At 51.5% G+C, this 16055-nt stretch carries 22 protein-coding genes; 9 read left to right on the top strand and 13 right to left on the bottom strand.

Annotated elements, in window-relative coordinates:
* Positions 1–212 precede the first annotated feature (212 nt).
* Complete coding sequence (locus tag R7E78_RS10075; protein WP_032495674.1) at positions 213–914, top strand: hypothetical protein; 702 nt, start codon at positions 213–215, stop codon at positions 912–914.
* On the opposite strand, the gene R7E78_RS10070 is transcribed toward R7E78_RS10075, so the two are convergent.
* Positions 887–1216, bottom strand: a complete 330-nt coding sequence (locus R7E78_RS10070) for a hypothetical protein (protein ID WP_033917513.1) — start codon at positions 1214–1216, stop codon at positions 887–889. The two genes, R7E78_RS10075 and R7E78_RS10070, sit on opposite strands and share 28 nt — an antisense overlap.
* Before the next feature lie 498 nt (positions 1217–1714).
* Positions 1715–1945 carry a hypothetical protein gene (locus tag R7E78_RS10065; protein WP_032495677.1) on the bottom strand — a complete coding sequence of 77 codons (231 nt, stop codon included), beginning with the start codon at positions 1943–1945 and terminating at the stop codon, positions 1715–1717.
* A gap of 2 nt (positions 1946–1947) precedes the next feature.
* Here R7E78_RS10065 and R7E78_RS10060 point away from each other — a divergent pair, with 2 nt between their 5' ends.
* The 4 genes from R7E78_RS10060 (at position 1948) to R7E78_RS10040 (ending at position 4997) form a co-directional block, all read left to right on the top strand.
* The gene (locus tag R7E78_RS10060) at positions 1948–2265 is read left to right on the top strand and encodes a DMT family transporter (RefSeq protein ID WP_071211019.1); all 318 of its coding nucleotides are present in this window, start codon (positions 1948–1950) and stop codon (positions 2263–2265) included.
* Entirely contained in the window at positions 2259–3098 is an 840-nt protein-coding gene (sul1, locus tag R7E78_RS10055; RefSeq protein ID WP_000259031.1) for a sulfonamide-resistant dihydropteroate synthase Sul1, read from the top strand. The genes R7E78_RS10060 and sul1 overlap by 7 nt, the downstream gene beginning before the upstream one ends.
* 127 nt (positions 3099–3225) lie before the next feature.
* The gene (locus R7E78_RS10050) at positions 3226–3726 is read left to right on the top strand and encodes a GNAT family N-acetyltransferase (RefSeq protein WP_000376623.1); all 501 of its coding nucleotides are present in this window, start codon (positions 3226–3228) and stop codon (positions 3724–3726) included.
* Positions 3727–4232: 506 nt separating this feature from the next.
* Complete coding sequence (locus tag R7E78_RS10040) at positions 4233–4997, top strand: IS6-like element IS6100 family transposase (RefSeq protein ID WP_001389365.1); 765 nt, start codon at positions 4233–4235, stop codon at positions 4995–4997.
* 237 nt (positions 4998–5234) lie between these two features.
* Here R7E78_RS10040 and R7E78_RS10030 read toward each other — a convergent pair whose 3' ends face one another.
* The 7 genes from R7E78_RS10030 to merT all read right to left on the bottom strand — a co-directional run bounded on the left by R7E78_RS10030 (position 5235) and on the right by merT (position 8962).
* The gene (locus R7E78_RS10030) at positions 5235–5447 is read right to left on the bottom strand and encodes a DUF3330 domain-containing protein (RefSeq protein ID WP_000993245.1); all 213 of its coding nucleotides are present in this window, start codon (positions 5445–5447) and stop codon (positions 5235–5237) included.
* A 65-nt stretch (positions 5448–5512) separates the two neighbouring features.
* Positions 5513–5749, bottom strand: a complete 237-nt coding sequence (merE, locus tag R7E78_RS10025) for a broad-spectrum mercury transporter MerE (RefSeq protein ID WP_001087807.1) — start codon at positions 5747–5749, stop codon at positions 5513–5515.
* Positions 5746–6111 carry a mercury resistance co-regulator MerD gene (gene merD, locus R7E78_RS10020; protein ID WP_001277466.1) on the bottom strand — a complete coding sequence of 122 codons (366 nt, stop codon included), beginning with the start codon at positions 6109–6111 and terminating at the stop codon, positions 5746–5748. Before merD ends, merE begins: the two co-directional genes overlap by 4 nt.
* A 17-nt stretch (positions 6112–6128) precedes the next feature.
* The gene (gene merA, locus R7E78_RS10015; RefSeq protein WP_000209296.1) at positions 6129–7814 is read right to left on the bottom strand and encodes a mercury(II) reductase; all 1686 of its coding nucleotides are present in this window, start codon (positions 7812–7814) and stop codon (positions 6129–6131) included.
* 38 nt (positions 7815–7852) lie between these two features.
* Complete coding sequence (merC, locus tag R7E78_RS10010) at positions 7853–8278, bottom strand: organomercurial transporter MerC (RefSeq protein ID WP_000522996.1); 426 nt, start codon at positions 8276–8278, stop codon at positions 7853–7855.
* Between the two features lie 27 nt (positions 8279–8305).
* Positions 8306–8581, bottom strand: a complete 276-nt coding sequence (merP, locus tag R7E78_RS10005; protein ID WP_000732275.1) for a mercury resistance system periplasmic binding protein MerP — start codon at positions 8579–8581, stop codon at positions 8306–8308.
* Between the two features lie 15 nt (positions 8582–8596).
* Positions 8597–8962, bottom strand: coding sequence for a mercuric ion transporter MerT (gene merT, locus R7E78_RS10000; protein WP_001294656.1), 366 nt, complete (start codon positions 8960–8962; stop codon positions 8597–8599).
* Between the two features lie 71 nt (positions 8963–9033).
* On the opposite strand from merT, the gene merR reads away from it, so the two are divergent.
* The 3 genes from merR to R7E78_RS09985 all read left to right on the top strand — a co-directional run bounded on the left by merR (position 9034) and on the right by R7E78_RS09985 (position 10472).
* Positions 9034–9489, top strand: a complete 456-nt coding sequence (gene merR, locus R7E78_RS09995) for an Hg(II)-responsive transcriptional regulator (RefSeq protein ID WP_001166628.1) — start codon at positions 9034–9036, stop codon at positions 9487–9489.
* 140 nt (positions 9490–9629) lie between these two features.
* Positions 9630–9881, top strand: coding sequence for a hypothetical protein (locus tag R7E78_RS09990; RefSeq protein ID WP_318057874.1), 252 nt, complete (start codon positions 9630–9632; stop codon positions 9879–9881).
* 117 nt (positions 9882–9998) lie between these two features.
* Entirely contained in the window at positions 9999–10472 is a 474-nt protein-coding gene (locus tag R7E78_RS09985) for a hypothetical protein (RefSeq protein WP_172686181.1), read from the top strand.
* Here R7E78_RS09985 and R7E78_RS09980 read toward each other — a convergent pair.
* The 3 genes from R7E78_RS09980 to R7E78_RS09970 all read right to left on the bottom strand — a co-directional run bounded on the left by R7E78_RS09980 (position 10469) and on the right by R7E78_RS09970 (position 12857).
* Positions 10469–11257, bottom strand: coding sequence for a hypothetical protein (locus R7E78_RS09980; protein WP_172686182.1), 789 nt, complete (start codon positions 11255–11257; stop codon positions 10469–10471). The two genes, R7E78_RS09985 and R7E78_RS09980, sit on opposite strands and share 4 nt — an antisense overlap.
* Position 11258: 1 nt before the next feature.
* Entirely contained in the window at positions 11259–12227 is a 969-nt protein-coding gene (locus R7E78_RS09975) for a tyrosine-type recombinase/integrase (RefSeq protein WP_172686225.1), read from the bottom strand.
* Between the two features lie 123 nt (positions 12228–12350).
* Positions 12351–12857: a group II intron maturase-specific domain-containing protein gene (locus R7E78_RS09970; protein ID WP_318057873.1), complete on the bottom strand. Its 507-nt coding sequence runs from the start codon at positions 12855–12857 to the stop codon at positions 12351–12353.
* Positions 12858–14047: 1190 nt separating this feature from the next.
* Here R7E78_RS09970 and R7E78_RS09965 point away from each other — a divergent pair.
* The gene (locus tag R7E78_RS09965) at positions 14048–14341 is read left to right on the top strand and encodes a helix-turn-helix domain-containing protein (RefSeq protein WP_014386779.1); all 294 of its coding nucleotides are present in this window, start codon (positions 14048–14050) and stop codon (positions 14339–14341) included.
* A 2-nt stretch (positions 14342–14343) separates the two neighbouring features.
* On the opposite strand, the gene R7E78_RS09960 is transcribed toward R7E78_RS09965, so the two are convergent.
* Positions 14344–15798, bottom strand: coding sequence for an LPD1 domain-containing protein (locus R7E78_RS09960; protein WP_014386778.1), 1455 nt, complete (start codon positions 15796–15798; stop codon positions 14344–14346).
* Positions 15799–16055: the final 257 nt, after the last annotated feature.

The raw sequence follows: 16055 nt of genomic DNA, 5'->3' as shown, positions 1-16055 counted from the left end.
AAAATAAATACAAAAAATCTGAAAAATCCAAAAGATGCTATATCACATGAACTCAGCAGCTTAGATTTATTGAAGGACCGTTAATAGGTAATAACTGGAAAATCTATAACTTAGCTTCTGTTTTGTCAGCTTGCAAAGGACTTTTTGCTTTCTACACTGAAAATACAGAGTACCCGAATCAGGGTGTTGTCTCGTCTTACAGGAGTGTTGAAATGGATGCCAAAGAATTATTGGTCTACATGAAGCAGGCAGAACTGCAAGCTGAGTTAGTCGTTGAGGCTGGTCAGCAACTGGACAGAGCCATCAAACAATTACATGACTGGTCTGAAGACTGGGATTGTCAGCGCCGGGCTTGTGAAGATATGTACGATGCCGTGCATTTAATTCTGATCCATAGCTATCAATTATCCCGGATTTTCTGGCCCGCCAAGTGTTGCGGAGAACTGGGGCTGGATTTGTGTCATAGAGCCATGGCGCTGCGAAGTGAAATCAACCTGCCTGATCTAAACCATCCACTGCGGAATGAGGCGTTATGGCGTCATGCAGATGAGCTGGATCATTCAGTGCGGGATAATACTGCTCTGCGTCGTTATCAAGCGCATCATTTAACCGGTTTTAATCAGGTGATCACCTGGATGGATAATGAAGCCATGTTTTGCTGGCTTGAACCTGCCAGTAAAACCTTTGTGTTTCATGCCGAGGAGTTTGCTTTAGCCCAATTACTGGATGCTGTGCATCAGGTTCAGCAAGATATTCAGAATTTTCTTAACAAGCAGCATCAGTCAAATCTAAAGGTGGCCAAAGCTGGCGTGCATCACTATGAGAAGCAGTGGGGGGCATTTAAAATAAGACAAGACAGATCTTGTCCACAGCTTTGTTGTTATGACTACTTATCTAATTTAATAAATCCGTAGGCAGAAATCTCGCTGAGCTTATGTTCTCTGATCTTTTTTGCGACTTCTGCTTGGTAGTCTTCAATGTACAGGTGCAAAAAATCTTTAAACTCTTCATCCAAAGCACGTCTATCCACAGAGTTACCGAACCGTTGCGCTTCGTATGCAAGCAGGCATAATCTATGCGCCCGGATCTCCATATCAGCGGCCACCTGCTTTTCGATAATGTTTAATGCATCTGACATTCCAATCAACTTCTTGTAGAAAAACAGACTTAACAGTAAAAAGCCAAACGTAATTGCAGACATAACAAAAGTCAGCATTCCTGAAGTTCCTTTCTGTGCTTGACGGCTCCTGATATGGACCATAAAAATATCGCTAAAATTGCTGCGATATTTATAGCTGGTATTCCATATTTGTATATACCACCCAATAGATCAGTGCCAAATATGACTCTGTCTGTGAATCTCGCTACCTGCAGAACAGAGTGCATCAAGATGCTTAAACAAATGAATTGAGTGATTTGTTCAACCGCCCATACGAATTTTCTATGAATAACCCAGATGATACCAAGCGTCAATGTTTGACATATCACCCAACTTGGGTACCAAAGTAAGCGAGCGAGCTCAGGAGATGTTTCAGATATCCCCATCAGCAAAGGAGCAATCCTGTCTTGAGCTAATCCCGATAAAGTGAGTATCAATATGGTTATTCGTGCAGATTTACTGGCCGACCAGACTAAGGACAGCAGTAGAGAACCTATGCACAACACCCATAAGTACTCAGCAAGAGTCGTAATAAATGTCCCCACAAACTACCTCTTATTTTGGTGGTTCATTACCCCAGCCACCACCTAATGTAGTCAGTGTTGGATTTATTGCTTTAGATTCTTGCTGCTCTGCAGCCAGCTTCGCCTTTGCTTCAGCAGATAAGGTGACAGTGTCTGCAGTAGAGGGTGCTGTTGTAGTGGTGGTTTTAGCCTGAGCAGCAGGAGCAACAGTTTGTATTGTTGATGTAGCCGCTGTGCCCGGAGTATTTAAGTTGATTTGCATAACTGTTCCTTACCATTGTCACTAAATCAGAAAACAAATGTACCGAGGGCTTTACTAAGCTTGCCCCTTCCGCCGTTGTCATAATCGGTTATGGCATCGCATTTTATTTTCTTTCTCTGGTTCTGAAATCCATCCCTGTCGGTGTTGCTTATGCAGTCTGGTCGGGACTCGGCGTCGTCATAATTACAGCCATTGCCTGGTTGCTTCATGGGCAAAAGCTTGATGCGTGGGGCTTTGTAGGTATGGGGCTCATAATTGCTGCCTTTTTGCTCGCCCGATCCCCATCGTGGAAGTCGCTGCGGAGGCCGACGCCATGGTGACGGTGTTCGGCATTCTGAATCTCACCGAGGACTCCTTCTTCGATGAGAGCCGGCGGCTAGACCCCGCCGGCGCTGTCACCGCGGCGATCGAAATGCTGCGAGTCGGATCAGACGTCGTGGATGTCGGACCGGCCGCCAGCCATCCGGACGCGAGGCCTGTATCGCCGGCCGATGAGATCAGACGTATTGCGCCGCTCTTAGACGCCCTGTCCGATCAGATGCACCGTGTTTCAATCGACAGCTTCCAACCGGAAACCCAGCGCTATGCGCTCAAGCGCGGCGTGGGCTACCTGAACGATATCCAAGGATTTCCTGACCCTGCGCTCTATCCCGATATTGCTGAGGCGGACTGCAGGCTGGTGGTTATGCACTCAGCGCAGCGGGATGGCATCGCCACCCGCACCGGTCACCTTCGACCCGAAGACGCGCTCGACGAGATTGTGCGGTTCTTCGAGGCGCGGGTTTCCGCCTTGCGACGGAGCGGGGTCGCTGCCGACCGGCTCATCCTCGATCCGGGGATGGGATTTTTCTTGAGCCCCGCACCGGAAACATCGCTGCACGTGCTGTCGAACCTTCAAAAGCTGAAGTCGGCGTTGGGGCTTCCGCTATTGGTCTCGGTGTCGCGGAAATCCTTCTTGGGCGCCACCGTTGGCCTTCCTGTAAAGGATCTGGGTCCAGCGAGCCTTGCGGCGGAACTTCACGCGATCGGCAATGGCGCTGACTACGTCCGCACCCACGCGCCTGGAGATCTGCGAAGCGCAATCACCTTCTCGGAAACCCTCGCGAAATTTCGCAGTCGCGACGCCAGAGACCGAGGGTTAGATCATGCCTAGCATTCACCTTCCGGCCGCCCGCTAGCGGACCCTGGTCAGGTTCCGCGAAGGTGGGCGCAGACATGCTGGGCTCGTCAGGATCAAACTGCACTATGAGGCGGCGGTTCATACCGCGCCAGGGGAGCGAATGGACAGCGAGGAGCCTCCGAACGTTCGGGTCGCCTGCTCGGGTGATATCGACGAGGTTGTGCGGCTGATGCACGACGCTGCGGCGTGGATGTCCGCCAAGGGAACGCCCGCCTGGGACGTCGCGCGGATCGACCGGACATTCGCGGAGACCTTCGTCCTGAGATCCGAGCTCCTAGTCGCGAGTTGCAGCGACGGCATCGTCGGCTGTTGCACCTTGTCGGCCGAGGATCCCGAGTTCTGGCCCGACGCCCTCAAGGGGGAGGCCGCATATCTGCACAAGCTCGCGGTGCGACGGACACATGCGGGCCGGGGTGTCAGCTCCGCGCTGATCGAGGCTTGCCGCCATGCCGCGCGAACGCAGGGGTGCGCCAAGCTGCGGCTCGACTGCCACCCGAACCTGCGTGGCCTATACGAGCGGCTCGGATTCACCCACGTCGACACTTTCAATCCCGGCTGGGATCCAACCTTCATCGCAGAACGCCTAGAACTCGAAATCTAACGTCCGTTCGGGCATCGAGGTCCATGTCGGGGTGGGACGGGCCCGTGGCTTCAAGATCACTTGCAGTCCGACCGCGATGTCTTGGTTGCGCGAGAGGTTGTCGATATCCTCCACTTCCATCATCAACCCTGGATAATGCCGCCGCCGTCATCGCCGCCGACGCCCGTGCCGGGCTTTTCGGGCCTGTCAGGCTTGCTCGGCCTTCAGCCTGCCTGGGCGAGATCTCCGGCGGACGGATTAACGGCGGAGCTTCGCCGCCTTTCGTGCGTGTGAAGGCCGAAGATAGTTCTCTCAAAAACATCCGTTTATGAGAGATACCAAATGTCATTTTCAGAAGACGACTGCACCAGTTGATTGGGCGTAATGGCTGTTGTGCAGCCAGCTCCTGACAGTTCAATATCAGAAGTGATCTGCACCAATCTCGACTATGCTCAATACTCGTGTGGGCTCTGTTGCAAAAATCGTGAAGCTTGAGCATGCTTGGCGGAGATTGGACGGACGGAACGATGACGGATTTCAAGTGGCGCCATTTCCAGGGTGATGTGATCCTGTGGGCGGTGCGCTGGTATTGTCGCTATCCGATCAGCTATCGCGACCTTGAGGAAATGCTGGCGGAACGCGGCATTTCGGTCGACCATACGACGATCTATCGCTGGGTCCAGTGCTACGCCCCGGAGATGGAGAAGCGGCTGCGCTGGTTCTGGCGGCGTGGCTTTGATCCGAGCTGGCGCCTGGATGAAACCTACGTCAAGGTGCGGGGCAAGTGGACCTACCTGTACCGGGCAGTCGACAAGCGGGGCGACACGATCGATTTCTACCTGTCGCCGACCCGCAGCGCCAAGGCAGCGAAGCGGTTCCTGGGCAAGGCCCTGCGAGGCCTGAAGCACTGGGAAAAGCCTGCCACGCTCAATACCGACAAAGCGCCGAGCTATGGTGCAGCGATCACCGAATTGAAGCGCGAAGGAAAGCTGGACCGGGAGACGGCCCACCGGCAGGTGAAGTATCTCAATAACGTGATCGAGGCCGATCACGGAAAGCTCAAGATACTGATCAAGCCGGTGCGCGGTTTCAAATCGATCCCCACGGCCTATGCCACGATCAAGGGATTCGAAGTCATGCGAGCCCTGCGCAAAGGACAGGCTCGCCCCTGGTGCCTGCAGCCCGGCATCAGGGGCGAGGTGCGCCTTGTGGAGAGAGCTTTTGGCATTGGGCCCTCGGCGCTGACGGAGGCCATGGGCATGCTCAACCACCATTTCGCAGCAGCCGCCTGATCGGCGCAGAGCGACAGCCTACCTCTGACTGCCGCCAATCTTTGCAACAGAGCCTCCGTCGCCATGCTCACCTCGCTTTGGTGCACACGAGTATTGAGCATAGTCGAGATTGGTGCAGATCACTTCTGATATTGAACTGTCAGGAGCTGGCTGCACAACAGCCATTACGCCCAATCAACTGGTGCAGTCGTCTTCTGAAAATGACACATGGCATCTGACATCAAGTTAGGGTATGCCTCAATCTGACGGCTGCGAACCGCCAGGGACAGGCGCAATGTCAGATTCTGTCGCGGCCTTGGCGCGTGCCTGGAAGCGTTCATAGCAATCCAGCCCGCAGAAATGTTCGACGTATTCCGCGCCTTCCGGGGTGAAGGCGGCATCGAGCGGAATTTCTTTGCAGCATACGCAGCAGGTGGTGCAACTGGCAGTGTTCGGGGCGTTTGCGTTCATGGTGGTACTCCTCCAGATTGGTAGCGAAGCTCAAAGCTGCCCACTCTCGGCTGGCTGGGAAGCGGTCATGATCTTCCCTTGAAGGCCCGCAGCAGCCGCGTCACAGACAGGACAAACAAGCCGGTCAGCGTGAGGGCTGCAATACCCCAGTGCTCCCCGATGAACGCGCCGGCCGTCGTGCCGGCTAGCACAATGGCGAGAATCGGCAAATGGCAGGGACAGGTGAGCACGGCCAGCGCGCCCCACAAGTAGCCGGTGATCGGTTTGTGCGTCTCAGACGGCAAGTGCTCTGGGCTGTTCATGGCAGACTCTCCGCGTGCTGTGCCGGTTCGGTTGGCATGGCGGCCAGTTGCATTTCGAGGCTGGCCAGGGCCTCGCGCCGACGCTCGACGAGTTGCCGCAACACGGCAAGCTGCGCAGACGCACCGTCACCGTCCGCAGCATCCAGCGCCCGGCACAGCCGCGCCAGTGCGTCCAGGCCGATACCCGCTTCGAAGGCAGCCCGTACAAAGCGCAGCCGTTGCAACGCGGTGTCATCGAACAAGCCGTAGCCGCCCGTGGTGTACGCGACCGGCCGTAGCAATCCGCGCAGCAGGTAGTCGCGCACGATATGCACGCTCACCCCGGCATCAAGGGCCAGCCGGGACACTGTGTAGGCGCTCATTGAACACCTCCTTTTCCTCATCCGGCGCAGCACGAAAGCTGCTTCACGTCCTTGCTGAAGGTCTGCGCCGCGAGCTTCAGCCCTTCGACCATGGTCAGGTAGGGGAACAATTGGTCGGCCAGTTCCTGCACGGTCATACGGTTGCGAATGGCGAGCACCGCCGTCTGGATCAGTTCACCCGCTTCCGGGGCCACCGCTTGCACGCCGATGAGCCGTCCGCTACCTTCCTCGATGACCAGCTTGATGAAGCCGCGTGTGTCGAAGTTGGCAAGCGCACGCGGCACGTTATCCAGTGTTAGCAGGCGACTGTCGGTCTCGATCCCGTCGTGATGTGCTTCCGCCTCGCTGTAGCCCACGGTGGCGACCTGCGGGTCGGTGAACACCACGGCCGGCATTGCGGTCAGGTCCAGGGCCGCATCGCCGCCAGTCATGTTGATCGCCGCACGAGTGCCGGCCGCTGCCGCCACATAGACGAACTGCGGCTGGTCGGTGCAGTCGCCGGCCGCGTAGATGTTCGGGCTACTGGTGCGCATGCCCTTGTCGATGACGATGGCCCCCTGCGCATTGACGGCTACCCCCGCCGCTTCCAATGCCAGGCTGCGCGTGTTCGGTGTCCGGCCGGTGGCGACCAGCAGCTTGTCGGCGCGCAATTCACCGTGCGTGGTGGTCAGCACGAATTCACCGTCCATATGGGCGACCTGGCTGGCTTGCGTGTGCTCCAGCACCTCGATGCCCTCGGCACGGAAAGCGGCTGTCACCGCCTCGCCGATGGCCGGGTCTTCACGGAAGAACAAGGTATTGCGCGCCAGGGCCGTGACCTTGCTGCCCAGCCGGGCAAAGGCTTGCGCCAGCTCCAGCGCCACCACCGACGAGCCGATTACGGCAAGGCGTTCGGGAATGGTGTCGCTCGCCAGGGCCTCGGTGGAAGTCCAGTAGGGTGACTCTTTCAAGCCCGGAATCGGCGGGACCGCCGGGCTGGCACCCGTGGCGACCAGGCAGCGGTCGAACATCACGACGCGCTCGCCACCCTCGTTCAAACTAACGATAAGGCTCTGGTCGTCCTTGAAACGCGCTTCACCGTGCAGAACGGTGATGGCTGAATTGCCGTCCAGGATGCCTTCGTACTTGGCATGACGGAGTTCTTCGACACGGGCCTGCTGCTGGGCCAGCAGCCGCTCGCGCAAGATCGTCGGCGGTGTGGGTGGCATGCCGCCGTCGAATGGGCTTTCCCGGCGCAGATGGGCGATGTGGGCGGCGCGGATCATGATCTTGGACGGCACACAACCGACGTTGACGCAGGTGCCGCCGATGGTGCCGCGCTCAATCAGCGTGACCTGCGCGCCTTGCTCGACGGCCTTCAGTGCTGCCGCCATCGCGGCTCCACCGCTACCAATGACGACGACCTGCAACGGGCGTTCGTTGCCACTGGGCTTATCAGCGGCCCCTATCCAGCCGCGCATCTTGTCGAGCAGGCCGGCGCGGTTGTCCGTCGGTGGCGCATCGGCAAGCGTTGCCTCGTAGCCCAGTCCGGCCACGGCGGTAGTCAGCGCATCCGATGACGTGCCCGCCTCAATGGCGAGTTGCGCTGTGCCCTTCGGATAGGACACCAGCGCCGATTGCACGCCGGGCACTTTCTCCAAGGCTTCCTTGACGTGAGCCGCGCACGAGTCGCAGGTCATCCCGGTGATTTTCAGGGTGGTCATGTATTTTTCCTTTTCTGTGGTGGCTACGGCTGTTGCCGTCAGCCACGTTGTTCTGGCAATTCACAGCTGTCCGGCCCGCAGCGGCGATGTGCTGGCGAGATGAAATCCCAGACCGACACCCCAACCATCAAGGCCAGGCCGACATAGAGCAGTCCACCGCTCTGCCAGCCGTAAGCCCGCATTAAAAACACCGCTGCCAGCACCAAGATCGGGCCTATCGTGCCGAGCGCCGTGCGTCGCCACTGTCGATGATTGAGCCAAGCGATAGCATTGGCGAGTAACGCGATGCCGGCGAACATCGGCAGCAGGATGCCAATGAATAGCCCCTCGTACTGGCTCAAGAAGCCCAGTCCGATGGCCGCGCCAAAGCTGGCGATGGCAGGAAAACAGGCGGCGCAGCCCATCGCGGAAACGACGCTGCCGAGCGCGCCGGTTTTGCCAGCGATGCGCGTGATGAGTCCCATGTGTCGCTCCCGAGTTCGGTTAACGGATCAGCGTTTGAGGCTGGACGGATAGCCCGCGTCCTCGGTCGCCTTGGTCAACTTCTGGACGTTGGTCTTGGCATCGTCGAAGGTGACGACGGCCTGGCGCTTGTCGAAACTTACGTCGGTCTTGCTCACGCCCTCAACCTTGGAAAGCGCGTGCTTGACAGTGATCGGGCAAGAGGCGCAGGTCATGCCAGGCACGGACAGCGTGACGGTCTGGGTGGCGGCCCACACGGGGGCAACAACGGCAGCGAGGGCGAGGGCGGCAAACAGTTTTTTCATGATGAACTCCTGTGATTAATAGAAAAATGGCATGACGTAGGGAAATCCGAGCGAGACCAGGACCAGCGCGGCCACGATCCAGAAAATGAGCTTGTAAGTAGCTCGCACTTGGGGAATCGCGCAGACCTCACCCGGTTTGCAGGCTTGCGCCGGGCGGTAGATGCGCCGCCAGGCGAAAAACAGCGCGACCAGCGCTGCGCCGATGAAGATCGGGCGATAGGGTTCCAGCACCGTCAGGTTGCCGATCCATGCCCCGCTGAACCCCAAGGCGATCAAAACCAGCGGCCCCAGGCAGCAGGCCGACGCAAGAATGGCGGCCAGCCCACCGGCGAAGAGCGCGCCGCGCCCGTTTTGTGGTTCAGACTTTTGTGGTTCAGACATACGCTTGTCCTTTCAAATTTGGTTTGGATAGCTTAAGCTTACTTCCGTAGTTATGTACGGAGTCAAGCGATATGCAAATTAATTTTGAGAATCTGACCATTGGCGTTTTTGCCAAGGCGGCCGGGGTCAATGTGGAGACCATCCGGTTCTACCAGCGCAAGGGCCTGCTGCCGGAGCCAGACAAGCCCTATGGCAGCATTCGCCGCTATGGCGAGGCGGATGTAACACGAGTGCGGTTCGTGAAATCGGCCCAGCGGCTGGGCTTTAGCCTGGACGAAATCGCCGAGCTACTGCGGCTGGAGGATGGCACCCATTGCGAGGAAGCCAGCGGCCTGGCCGAGCACAAGCTCAAGGATGTGCGCGAGAAGATGGCCGACTTGGCACGCATGGAGGCCGTGCTGTCTGAACTGGTGTGCGCCTGCCATGCGCGGAAAGGGAACGTTTCCTGCCCGCTGATTGCGTCACTGCAAGACGGAACGAAGCTCGCTGCATCGGCGCGGGGGAGTCACGGGGTGACTACGCCTTAGCGTGCTTTATTTTCCGAATTCTGAGACGACCCCCACCAGAGCTGGGGCGTTTACTCGCAGCACTCGTAGGATCGCCTAGTGACCATCACAATCAAGAAATTTCTTTCTATGAGCCATGCTCCGGCACCGGATCGATTGCGATGAAGTGGATAATGGAGAAGATTCATAACGACGGTAAAGAAACGTTGGAGCAAAGCGTTTTAGTGCTTGAAGATGTTGATCGTACTATGTGTAAGGCAGCGTTGATTCAGATTATTAATCTTCTAAGTAACCTTGAGGTGAAGGTTAAAAGGTTGAGTATTAATGCTGTTGATGTACTCAGCCGTGCGCCCAAAGGCTTAGTGTATATCCTTGAGCCTCAACCTTTAACCTTTCTAGATAAAGCAGGTTAAGCATATCTGGCCTTCATCCTGAAACTTGCCCTTTATGGGCATTTTGGGATACCGATCCGCCACGATAGCCTGTGTAAAATCGAATTCTTATCATAACGCAGTGGAGAAGTATCTAAATTGTTTGGTGAAGCTTTTAAAATCTATAACAAACACCAGCGTGTTGTAGTTCAGTTCCAGTATACAGAGACCCAAAAGGATGAATATCCTTCGGTCACAATCGAGATTGCGCCACTTCTTGGCACTGATGCAAACTGGCAGGAAAAAATTTCCGTCCAGTTGACAAGGTATGAGCTTACCAGCTTTACTCAGGTACTGTTCGGCCTTGCTCGTTTATCCGAGGGGGCTTATCACGGTTCTAAGCGTAACAAAGGTTTCAAATTACAACATAATGGACCCGAAGGGATTTCACTATCCTTATCAGAAGCAGGGCAGATTAAACAGTGTTTGTTTAATCCGCAAGAACGTACTGAATTAGGTTCGTTTATCATTCGACGTCTTGCTATGGGATGGAAAATGACGGTTGCTGACGTGTTGGCAATACTCCGCCAAAGCGCTTTGCTTGAGAGAACAGCTAAAAAAACAGAGAGCTAGCGTTTTGAAACCATAGCGATCATCAGCAATATTACCCACCAAGGCATAGAAAATACAATTGTGGCAGACATAATAGATACACTGTAAAGCCAATAACCAACCACCATTTCGGTTAGTGGATAATAAGCCTCAAAAATGAAGACAATCCCCGTAAATAACACTCCTACGGCTATCGCTCCCTTCCATGCGCTCTGCATATCAGCTTTGCTTGGTGTCGAGTGAAACGCCACAACGCTGCTGATCAGCATCCAGAGCCAGAACTGAGGCTCCGAGCTCACGGAAAGAATCGCAATACCAGCACCAGAAATGCCGTACTGCACAGCATAGAAAGCATCTTTGACTGGATCGCCCGTTATTCCCATAGGAATTTCTACTATGCGCCAAGCCAGCGTATCCAATAAGCCTGGAAGCATTAGCTTTGTAGTTAAGTATATGACTGCACCAGCTCCTATCAAAGGAGCAATACCAATAAAGAAAAGCCCGACATTTTGCAACGGTGACAACACGTTCCATTGATGCTCGACATATCCCAAGCGGCCATGCCCAGCAGTGTATTCAAAAAATTTTATTTTGGTTATTCGGTGCCGAAAAAGGAACGCCGCAATAGCATGACTGAGTTCATGAATAGGCACTCCAATAGCTGCTGTAGCTAAGTACACCCCCCGGCTGCCTTTATTGCTAAGCGCAATAGGGGTTAACAGCTTTCCAATAAGGTTTTGAATAATGACCACCAGCACAATGGGCAGCAAACCAACTAAAAACCATGTCAGGAATGATACGAGCATGTTAAATTACCAACCTCTTACTTGCATTTCGCATTTGCTCATCTTTGATGCGAATATACCTTTGAGTGGTAGTAACGCTAGCATGTCCCATCATATCCTTTAAGGTCATGATATCAACGCCAGTTTCCAATAAGTCGTTCGCGTAAGTCCGACGCAAGTCATGAGGAGAGCAATGCTCTAACCCAGCTTCCATTCGTCTAGTTCTCAAGATTTCGTAGATTGCCTGATCTGTCATTCGACTGTCTTGTACATCATCATGTCGTCGAATTCTTGGAAAAAGAGGCCCAGGCTGTTCACCTCGAACATCATTAACCCACAATTTTAATCTTCGAAGCGTTCCGTCGGGCATAAAGGCCAATCGTTCTTTATTACCTTTACCCATAACTGTAATTGCTTGTTCTCGCCAATTTATATGACCTAGATCTAGGCCCACTATTTCACTTCTCCTTAAACCGCAGCCTAAAAGCACCCCAAAAATTGCACTATCTCTAACTCCTTTACATCGTGAGTCTTCATCACACACTTTGAAAAGCTGGGCAACTTCATGACGTTCTAGCGCTCTCCCTTTGGGAATTCTTTCGCCACGCACATTCTTTATTTGCTTGATATGGTGATAACTTTCCATATCAATCTGCTTCATTGTCCATGCTTCAAGAGCGACGCCTTTTAACCCAGCAAGATAGGTGTTAATGGTGTCTGGGGCTCTTCCTGCATCAATCAGCAAGTCAATAATACCCTGGACATGGTGGCGTCTCATTGTCCCCCAGTCACAATGAAACATGCTTTGGTTGCCCGTCATTTTGGCTACATTATTCAGGAAGTAACCCATTTTTTGACGGCTAAGCTTTGAGCGGAGACTAAGTAAATAGGCTGATGCCGCGTTAGTTTTTATACTGCTCTTAATCTGTTCTGCGGTGATCAGCTCTCCTTGTTGTTCCGCAGTTATTATGTTGTTAGCGTGATATTCCATGTTGGTTTCTCTTCTTTTCATGCACGTTGTATCGAGAGTAGGGGCCACATTCACTTATTATTTTGGTGACGAAGTGTGTGTATCAACAATCGAGTAGGAGGCGGGATCACTCCCGCCGTCCTCTCACACCACCGTACAAGCGTGGGTCGCATACGGCGGTTCCGAATAGATTTTCAATGTTTCATACCCATCCAACAATGAGTATAACCCCAACTCTTCCAACCGTTTGTTCGGTAAAGCCTGATTCACTTGCGGCGTACGTGAGAGTTTCCACCATCCTTTATCTGAGCCTGCGACTTTCCACGCATTAGACTTGGTGACTCCTAAACTTATGAGCCACATCGCTATGCTGTATTTCCGCTTGCTCTGCTTTAGACGATAGCACCGCAGTCGGCGTCTTATCCAACTGTCTAGGTGACTTATCAATGACCACCTCAAGCCCAGTTTAAAGTAGTTTTGCCAACCTCGTAAATACGTCGATAGTTCCTTGATGATTACTGGGAACGTTCGTCCTCTATTTCGTTTGGTCACTTCTCGCACTCGTTTCTTCATCTGATGTAGGGCATCATGACTGATGCCAATCACACCTTCTTCGTTGAAATAGTGTCCCAAGTAGCTGCGCTCACTCACCTTAGAACCTAAGCATCTTCCGTGACCGCGTAACAAACAAAATCCATAGCTCCTCGTTAACACCGTGCTCAAGAGCATGTTTTTTCATGTCCTCTTTTAGTTTATAGAACTCCCTTTTAAACAAGACATGCCGTATAAGGGTAACTGCAAAACCAAGAGTTGAAAGTACTGCTGCTACTAGTGCCATTTCAGTTAAATCCACGATTTTCCGCCTCCGTACCTTGTTGTGCCGAAATATGAAAATAAAAGTGTGTAGGTAAAATAAAGTTTGCCAACATACAACTCTATGTAGAATAGAGTTCGCCAAAATGGATAACGCCACTGCTAAACCACCCGGTATATCATGGTTTTAGAATAGGACGGCTATCGTTCCTTTTATCCACTCAAAAAGGTGCTTATACGTGACTTTATGCCCCTCGTGCGCGAAAAGTGAGTCGCAAACTATTCGACCTTTAAATTTTACAAGCTCTACTTTGGAAAAGGTACATTTTCGTAAGTAGAGAATTTAAGGTTAATATTACACCAGTTATTGGCTGTTCTGGAACAATAAAGTTTGTACAGTGACCAGAAAGTTTGTACATAAAGGCAGGTTTGGAATAATAAAGTTTGTACACTAATTTCTAACCTTCGCTAAATCAGAACCTTAGAGACCATGAGTTTTGTAGGGCAGAGCTAGGTCCAGACGCAGCAGCAAGCAGACAATACGCGATAGTAACAAAACTTTATTGTACCGATTGCTGTAAGTGCCTGATCTACTGTCCTAGCTGTGTACAAACTATATTGTGCGAAAACATTGGCTTGTGGCGACAAAAAAGTCCTCCCTCAGGTTGCATATTTCACCACCAGCCAATCCGGTTGGTTTTCGGCTAAAGTCTTGCGAATTATTCCACTCGGAATAATTGACCTTTGGGTGTATAATCCCACGGGGTTCTTATGGGTGAAACAGCATGTTCTTGTTAAACAATACAAATTTTGACATTAGCACTGCCGAGGAGATCCCTGAACGCATTCAGTTATTGATTGACTCATCATCTCCGCTAGAGGCAAATCTAATGACAATCGTAACTCAACGGGAAATGTATCTTGCCAACTTTTCCCGGATGAATGATCAAGAGAAATCCAATTTTGTCGCTTCGTTGACGCGCATGTTCATGCGTAACTCGTGGACTAGATAATTTTCAAGGTGTTTTGTGAATTTCTATCAGAAAGGAGGAAGTGAATATTTATTTGTCTGTGACCTGTTTAAGGAGCTTCGGAAAAAAAGCAACTTATCTCAGGCTGACGCGGCCAACCATATCGGTGTTAACCAATCTTTCATTTCCAAGTTCGAAAATGGTCATACTGGGATTGACCTATTTGATGCATTAGCTCTCCTTGACTTGTATGGTATCGATCATGTTGATTTTTTCTATATGCTTGATCAGTTTAAAAAAAAGGAGATTAGAAAAGGTGCTCTACTCGACTACTTTTTATCAAGAAGCTAAACCTAATTACTCCAAATCCCTTTCATTAGATTAAACATCGAGTAGTTTAAATTCTTGCGTTCATCGCCTTGCGGGTAAGGATGCTTGTCATGATGTTCTTTAGGCACATCTGAAAGTAAAGTGTCCATAACAAGCCAATCACAACTTATTCCTTTGCTTATAAGTGAGTCCTGGACAAAAGCTTCAAAAGCCCTGGCTAACATCTCGCTTCTTTCTATCCAGTATTTTCGCGCTCCCTTCTGGCCTGCCAGTTTCTGTGATTGATTGAAATACTTAGTACCAGAGCAAAGTTGCTTAGTAATGATATTCCTCATAAGGAGAATGTTTTTCCTGAACTTATCAGGTGCGTTTTCCATGTCTACGCCAGTAATAAACTCACTGATCAATTTACCCTCATATCCTCTAGACCTTGCCAGAAGAGCATCAACTCCGTGGAACCACTCGTGAGAAATTGCACCAGGTCCACTCCGCCGAGTCAAATTGATGATATTTAGGTCTGGCTCATAATGGGCGCTTGCTTTCCCCTGCCCCCTTGCGCCGAAAGCTATGCCAAGTTGTCCTCCAAGCCCTATCCATCCGTCTGGTATCTCTAATATATGAGCTAATACCTTGAATGCATAAAAGCTATTGTTTACAAACAGTTGACGTTCTTTGTCTGGCATAGAGCTCCCAAACTGAACTCCTCTAAAATTGAACGTGTTTATGAATTGTTCTGGTGTAACATCATAGCTGAGCTGTATGTTTCTTATCGTTTCGATTTTCTTTCTGGGGATATAGGGCGATACATCTAAATTCATGTGACAACGTAATGCATTTATAGCATCCGTTTCACTTTTGAATTTGTTAGGGAACTCTTCTGTTTCTTTATATACAAACCGTTTTCCTTGTATCGAGCACAGTCGGTAGAATCCCCCCTCGAAGGCCACCGGAAATAGGTCAACATTGTATGGCTTGATTGTATAAGGCCACCCTAATTTTGGCAGCAAATGAATTAAAGATGATTGTCGTAGCGTCAAGGCAAACGGAGTTTTGTAGGTTCTATTTTCACCTCTACCAACAGCGTACAATGGGTAAACATCTCTAATATGTTGCCTACCAGTTTTCTTAGGGATACCCATCCGACTCCGAAATCGTTCCGGTAGCAACTTTACATCATCATTGTCAGCTACGTTTTCAAACAACTCTTGCAAAACAAGTAGTGATTTTTCGTATGCGTTTGTCCATTGCTCTTGACTGACAGATGGCTGAGCTGGACGGGGGTTATTCCTCCAACCAGAATAGTAAACCGATAAATATGCGCATACTTCAACTGACAGACCATCATCACACAATTCTTGCCAATTAGGTTCCGGCCAAATTGATTTAAGGCTAATGTTTGTGTCGCCGTTATCTTTCCCTAATACCAAATGCTTCTTTGCAAAAGGTAAATACTCTCCGGTGTCGTCTAACTTGCCCATATAATAAGACTCTTGGTTCTACTATAGAATTACACTTATACACCAGAGAACACTTAGTTAACTAACGCGGAAATGCCCAATCTCGGCAGATTTATAATGCATGAACAAAGCCTTAAAAATCCAGCCTTCTTACCGATGCTTGTTCGCGTACTTGAGTTGGGTTCAATTGAAGTGCTTGGTTCATATGGTGTACTCCTTTCAAATGGGTACACCAACCCCAAGAGGGTGATGTACCCTCGTGGGTTATAAAAAGTGAA

It is taken from the genome of Vibrio sp. YT-19(2023), assembly GCF_033337395.1.
This window is presented reverse-complemented; position numbering and strand designations above follow the sequence as displayed.

What these genes read in the sequence shown, in the direction of transcription:
- R7E78_RS10075 (WP_032495674.1), top strand. Translation starts at nt 213, where the DNA reads ATGGATGCCAAAGAATTATTGGTCTACATGAAGCAGGCAGAACTGCAA.
- R7E78_RS10070 (WP_033917513.1), bottom strand. Translation starts at nt 1,216, where the DNA reads ATGCTGACTTTTGTTATGTCTGCAATTACGTTTGGCTTTTTACTGTTA.
- R7E78_RS10065 (WP_032495677.1), bottom strand. Translation starts at nt 1,945, where the DNA reads ATGCAAATCAACTTAAATACTCCGGGCACAGCGGCTACATCAACAATA.
- sul1 (WP_000259031.1), top strand. Translation starts at nt 2,259, where the DNA reads ATGGTGACGGTGTTCGGCATTCTGAATCTCACCGAGGACTCCTTCTTC.
- R7E78_RS10050 (WP_000376623.1), top strand. Translation starts at nt 3,226, where the DNA reads ATGGACAGCGAGGAGCCTCCGAACGTTCGGGTCGCCTGCTCGGGTGAT.
- R7E78_RS10040 (WP_001389365.1), top strand. Translation starts at nt 4,233, where the DNA reads ATGACGGATTTCAAGTGGCGCCATTTCCAGGGTGATGTGATCCTGTGG.
- R7E78_RS10030 (WP_000993245.1), bottom strand. Translation starts at nt 5,447, where the DNA reads ATGAACGCAAACGCCCCGAACACTGCCAGTTGCACCACCTGCTGCGTA.
- merE (WP_001087807.1), bottom strand. Translation starts at nt 5,749, where the DNA reads ATGAACAGCCCAGAGCACTTGCCGTCTGAGACGCACAAACCGATCACC.
- merD (WP_001277466.1), bottom strand. Translation starts at nt 6,111, where the DNA reads ATGAGCGCCTACACAGTGTCCCGGCTGGCCCTTGATGCCGGGGTGAGC.
- merA (WP_000209296.1), bottom strand. Translation starts at nt 7,814, where the DNA reads ATGACCACCCTGAAAATCACCGGGATGACCTGCGACTCGTGCGCGGCT.
- merC (WP_000522996.1), bottom strand. Translation starts at nt 8,278, where the DNA reads ATGGGACTCATCACGCGCATCGCTGGCAAAACCGGCGCGCTCGGCAGC.
- merP (WP_000732275.1), bottom strand. Translation starts at nt 8,581, where the DNA reads ATGAAAAAACTGTTTGCCGCCCTCGCCCTCGCTGCCGTTGTTGCCCCC.
- merT (WP_001294656.1), bottom strand. Translation starts at nt 8,962, where the DNA reads ATGTCTGAACCACAAAAGTCTGAACCACAAAACGGGCGCGGCGCGCTC.
- merR (WP_001166628.1), top strand. Translation starts at nt 9,034, where the DNA reads ATGCAAATTAATTTTGAGAATCTGACCATTGGCGTTTTTGCCAAGGCG.
- R7E78_RS09990 (WP_318057874.1), top strand. Translation starts at nt 9,630, where the DNA reads ATGAAGTGGATAATGGAGAAGATTCATAACGACGGTAAAGAAACGTTG.
- R7E78_RS09980 (WP_172686182.1), bottom strand. Translation starts at nt 11,257, where the DNA reads ATGCTCGTATCATTCCTGACATGGTTTTTAGTTGGTTTGCTGCCCATT.
- R7E78_RS09975 (WP_172686225.1), bottom strand. Translation starts at nt 12,227, where the DNA reads ATGGAATATCACGCTAACAACATAATAACTGCGGAACAACAAGGAGAG.
- R7E78_RS09960 (WP_014386778.1), bottom strand. Translation starts at nt 15,798, where the DNA reads ATGGGCAAGTTAGACGACACCGGAGAGTATTTACCTTTTGCAAAGAAG.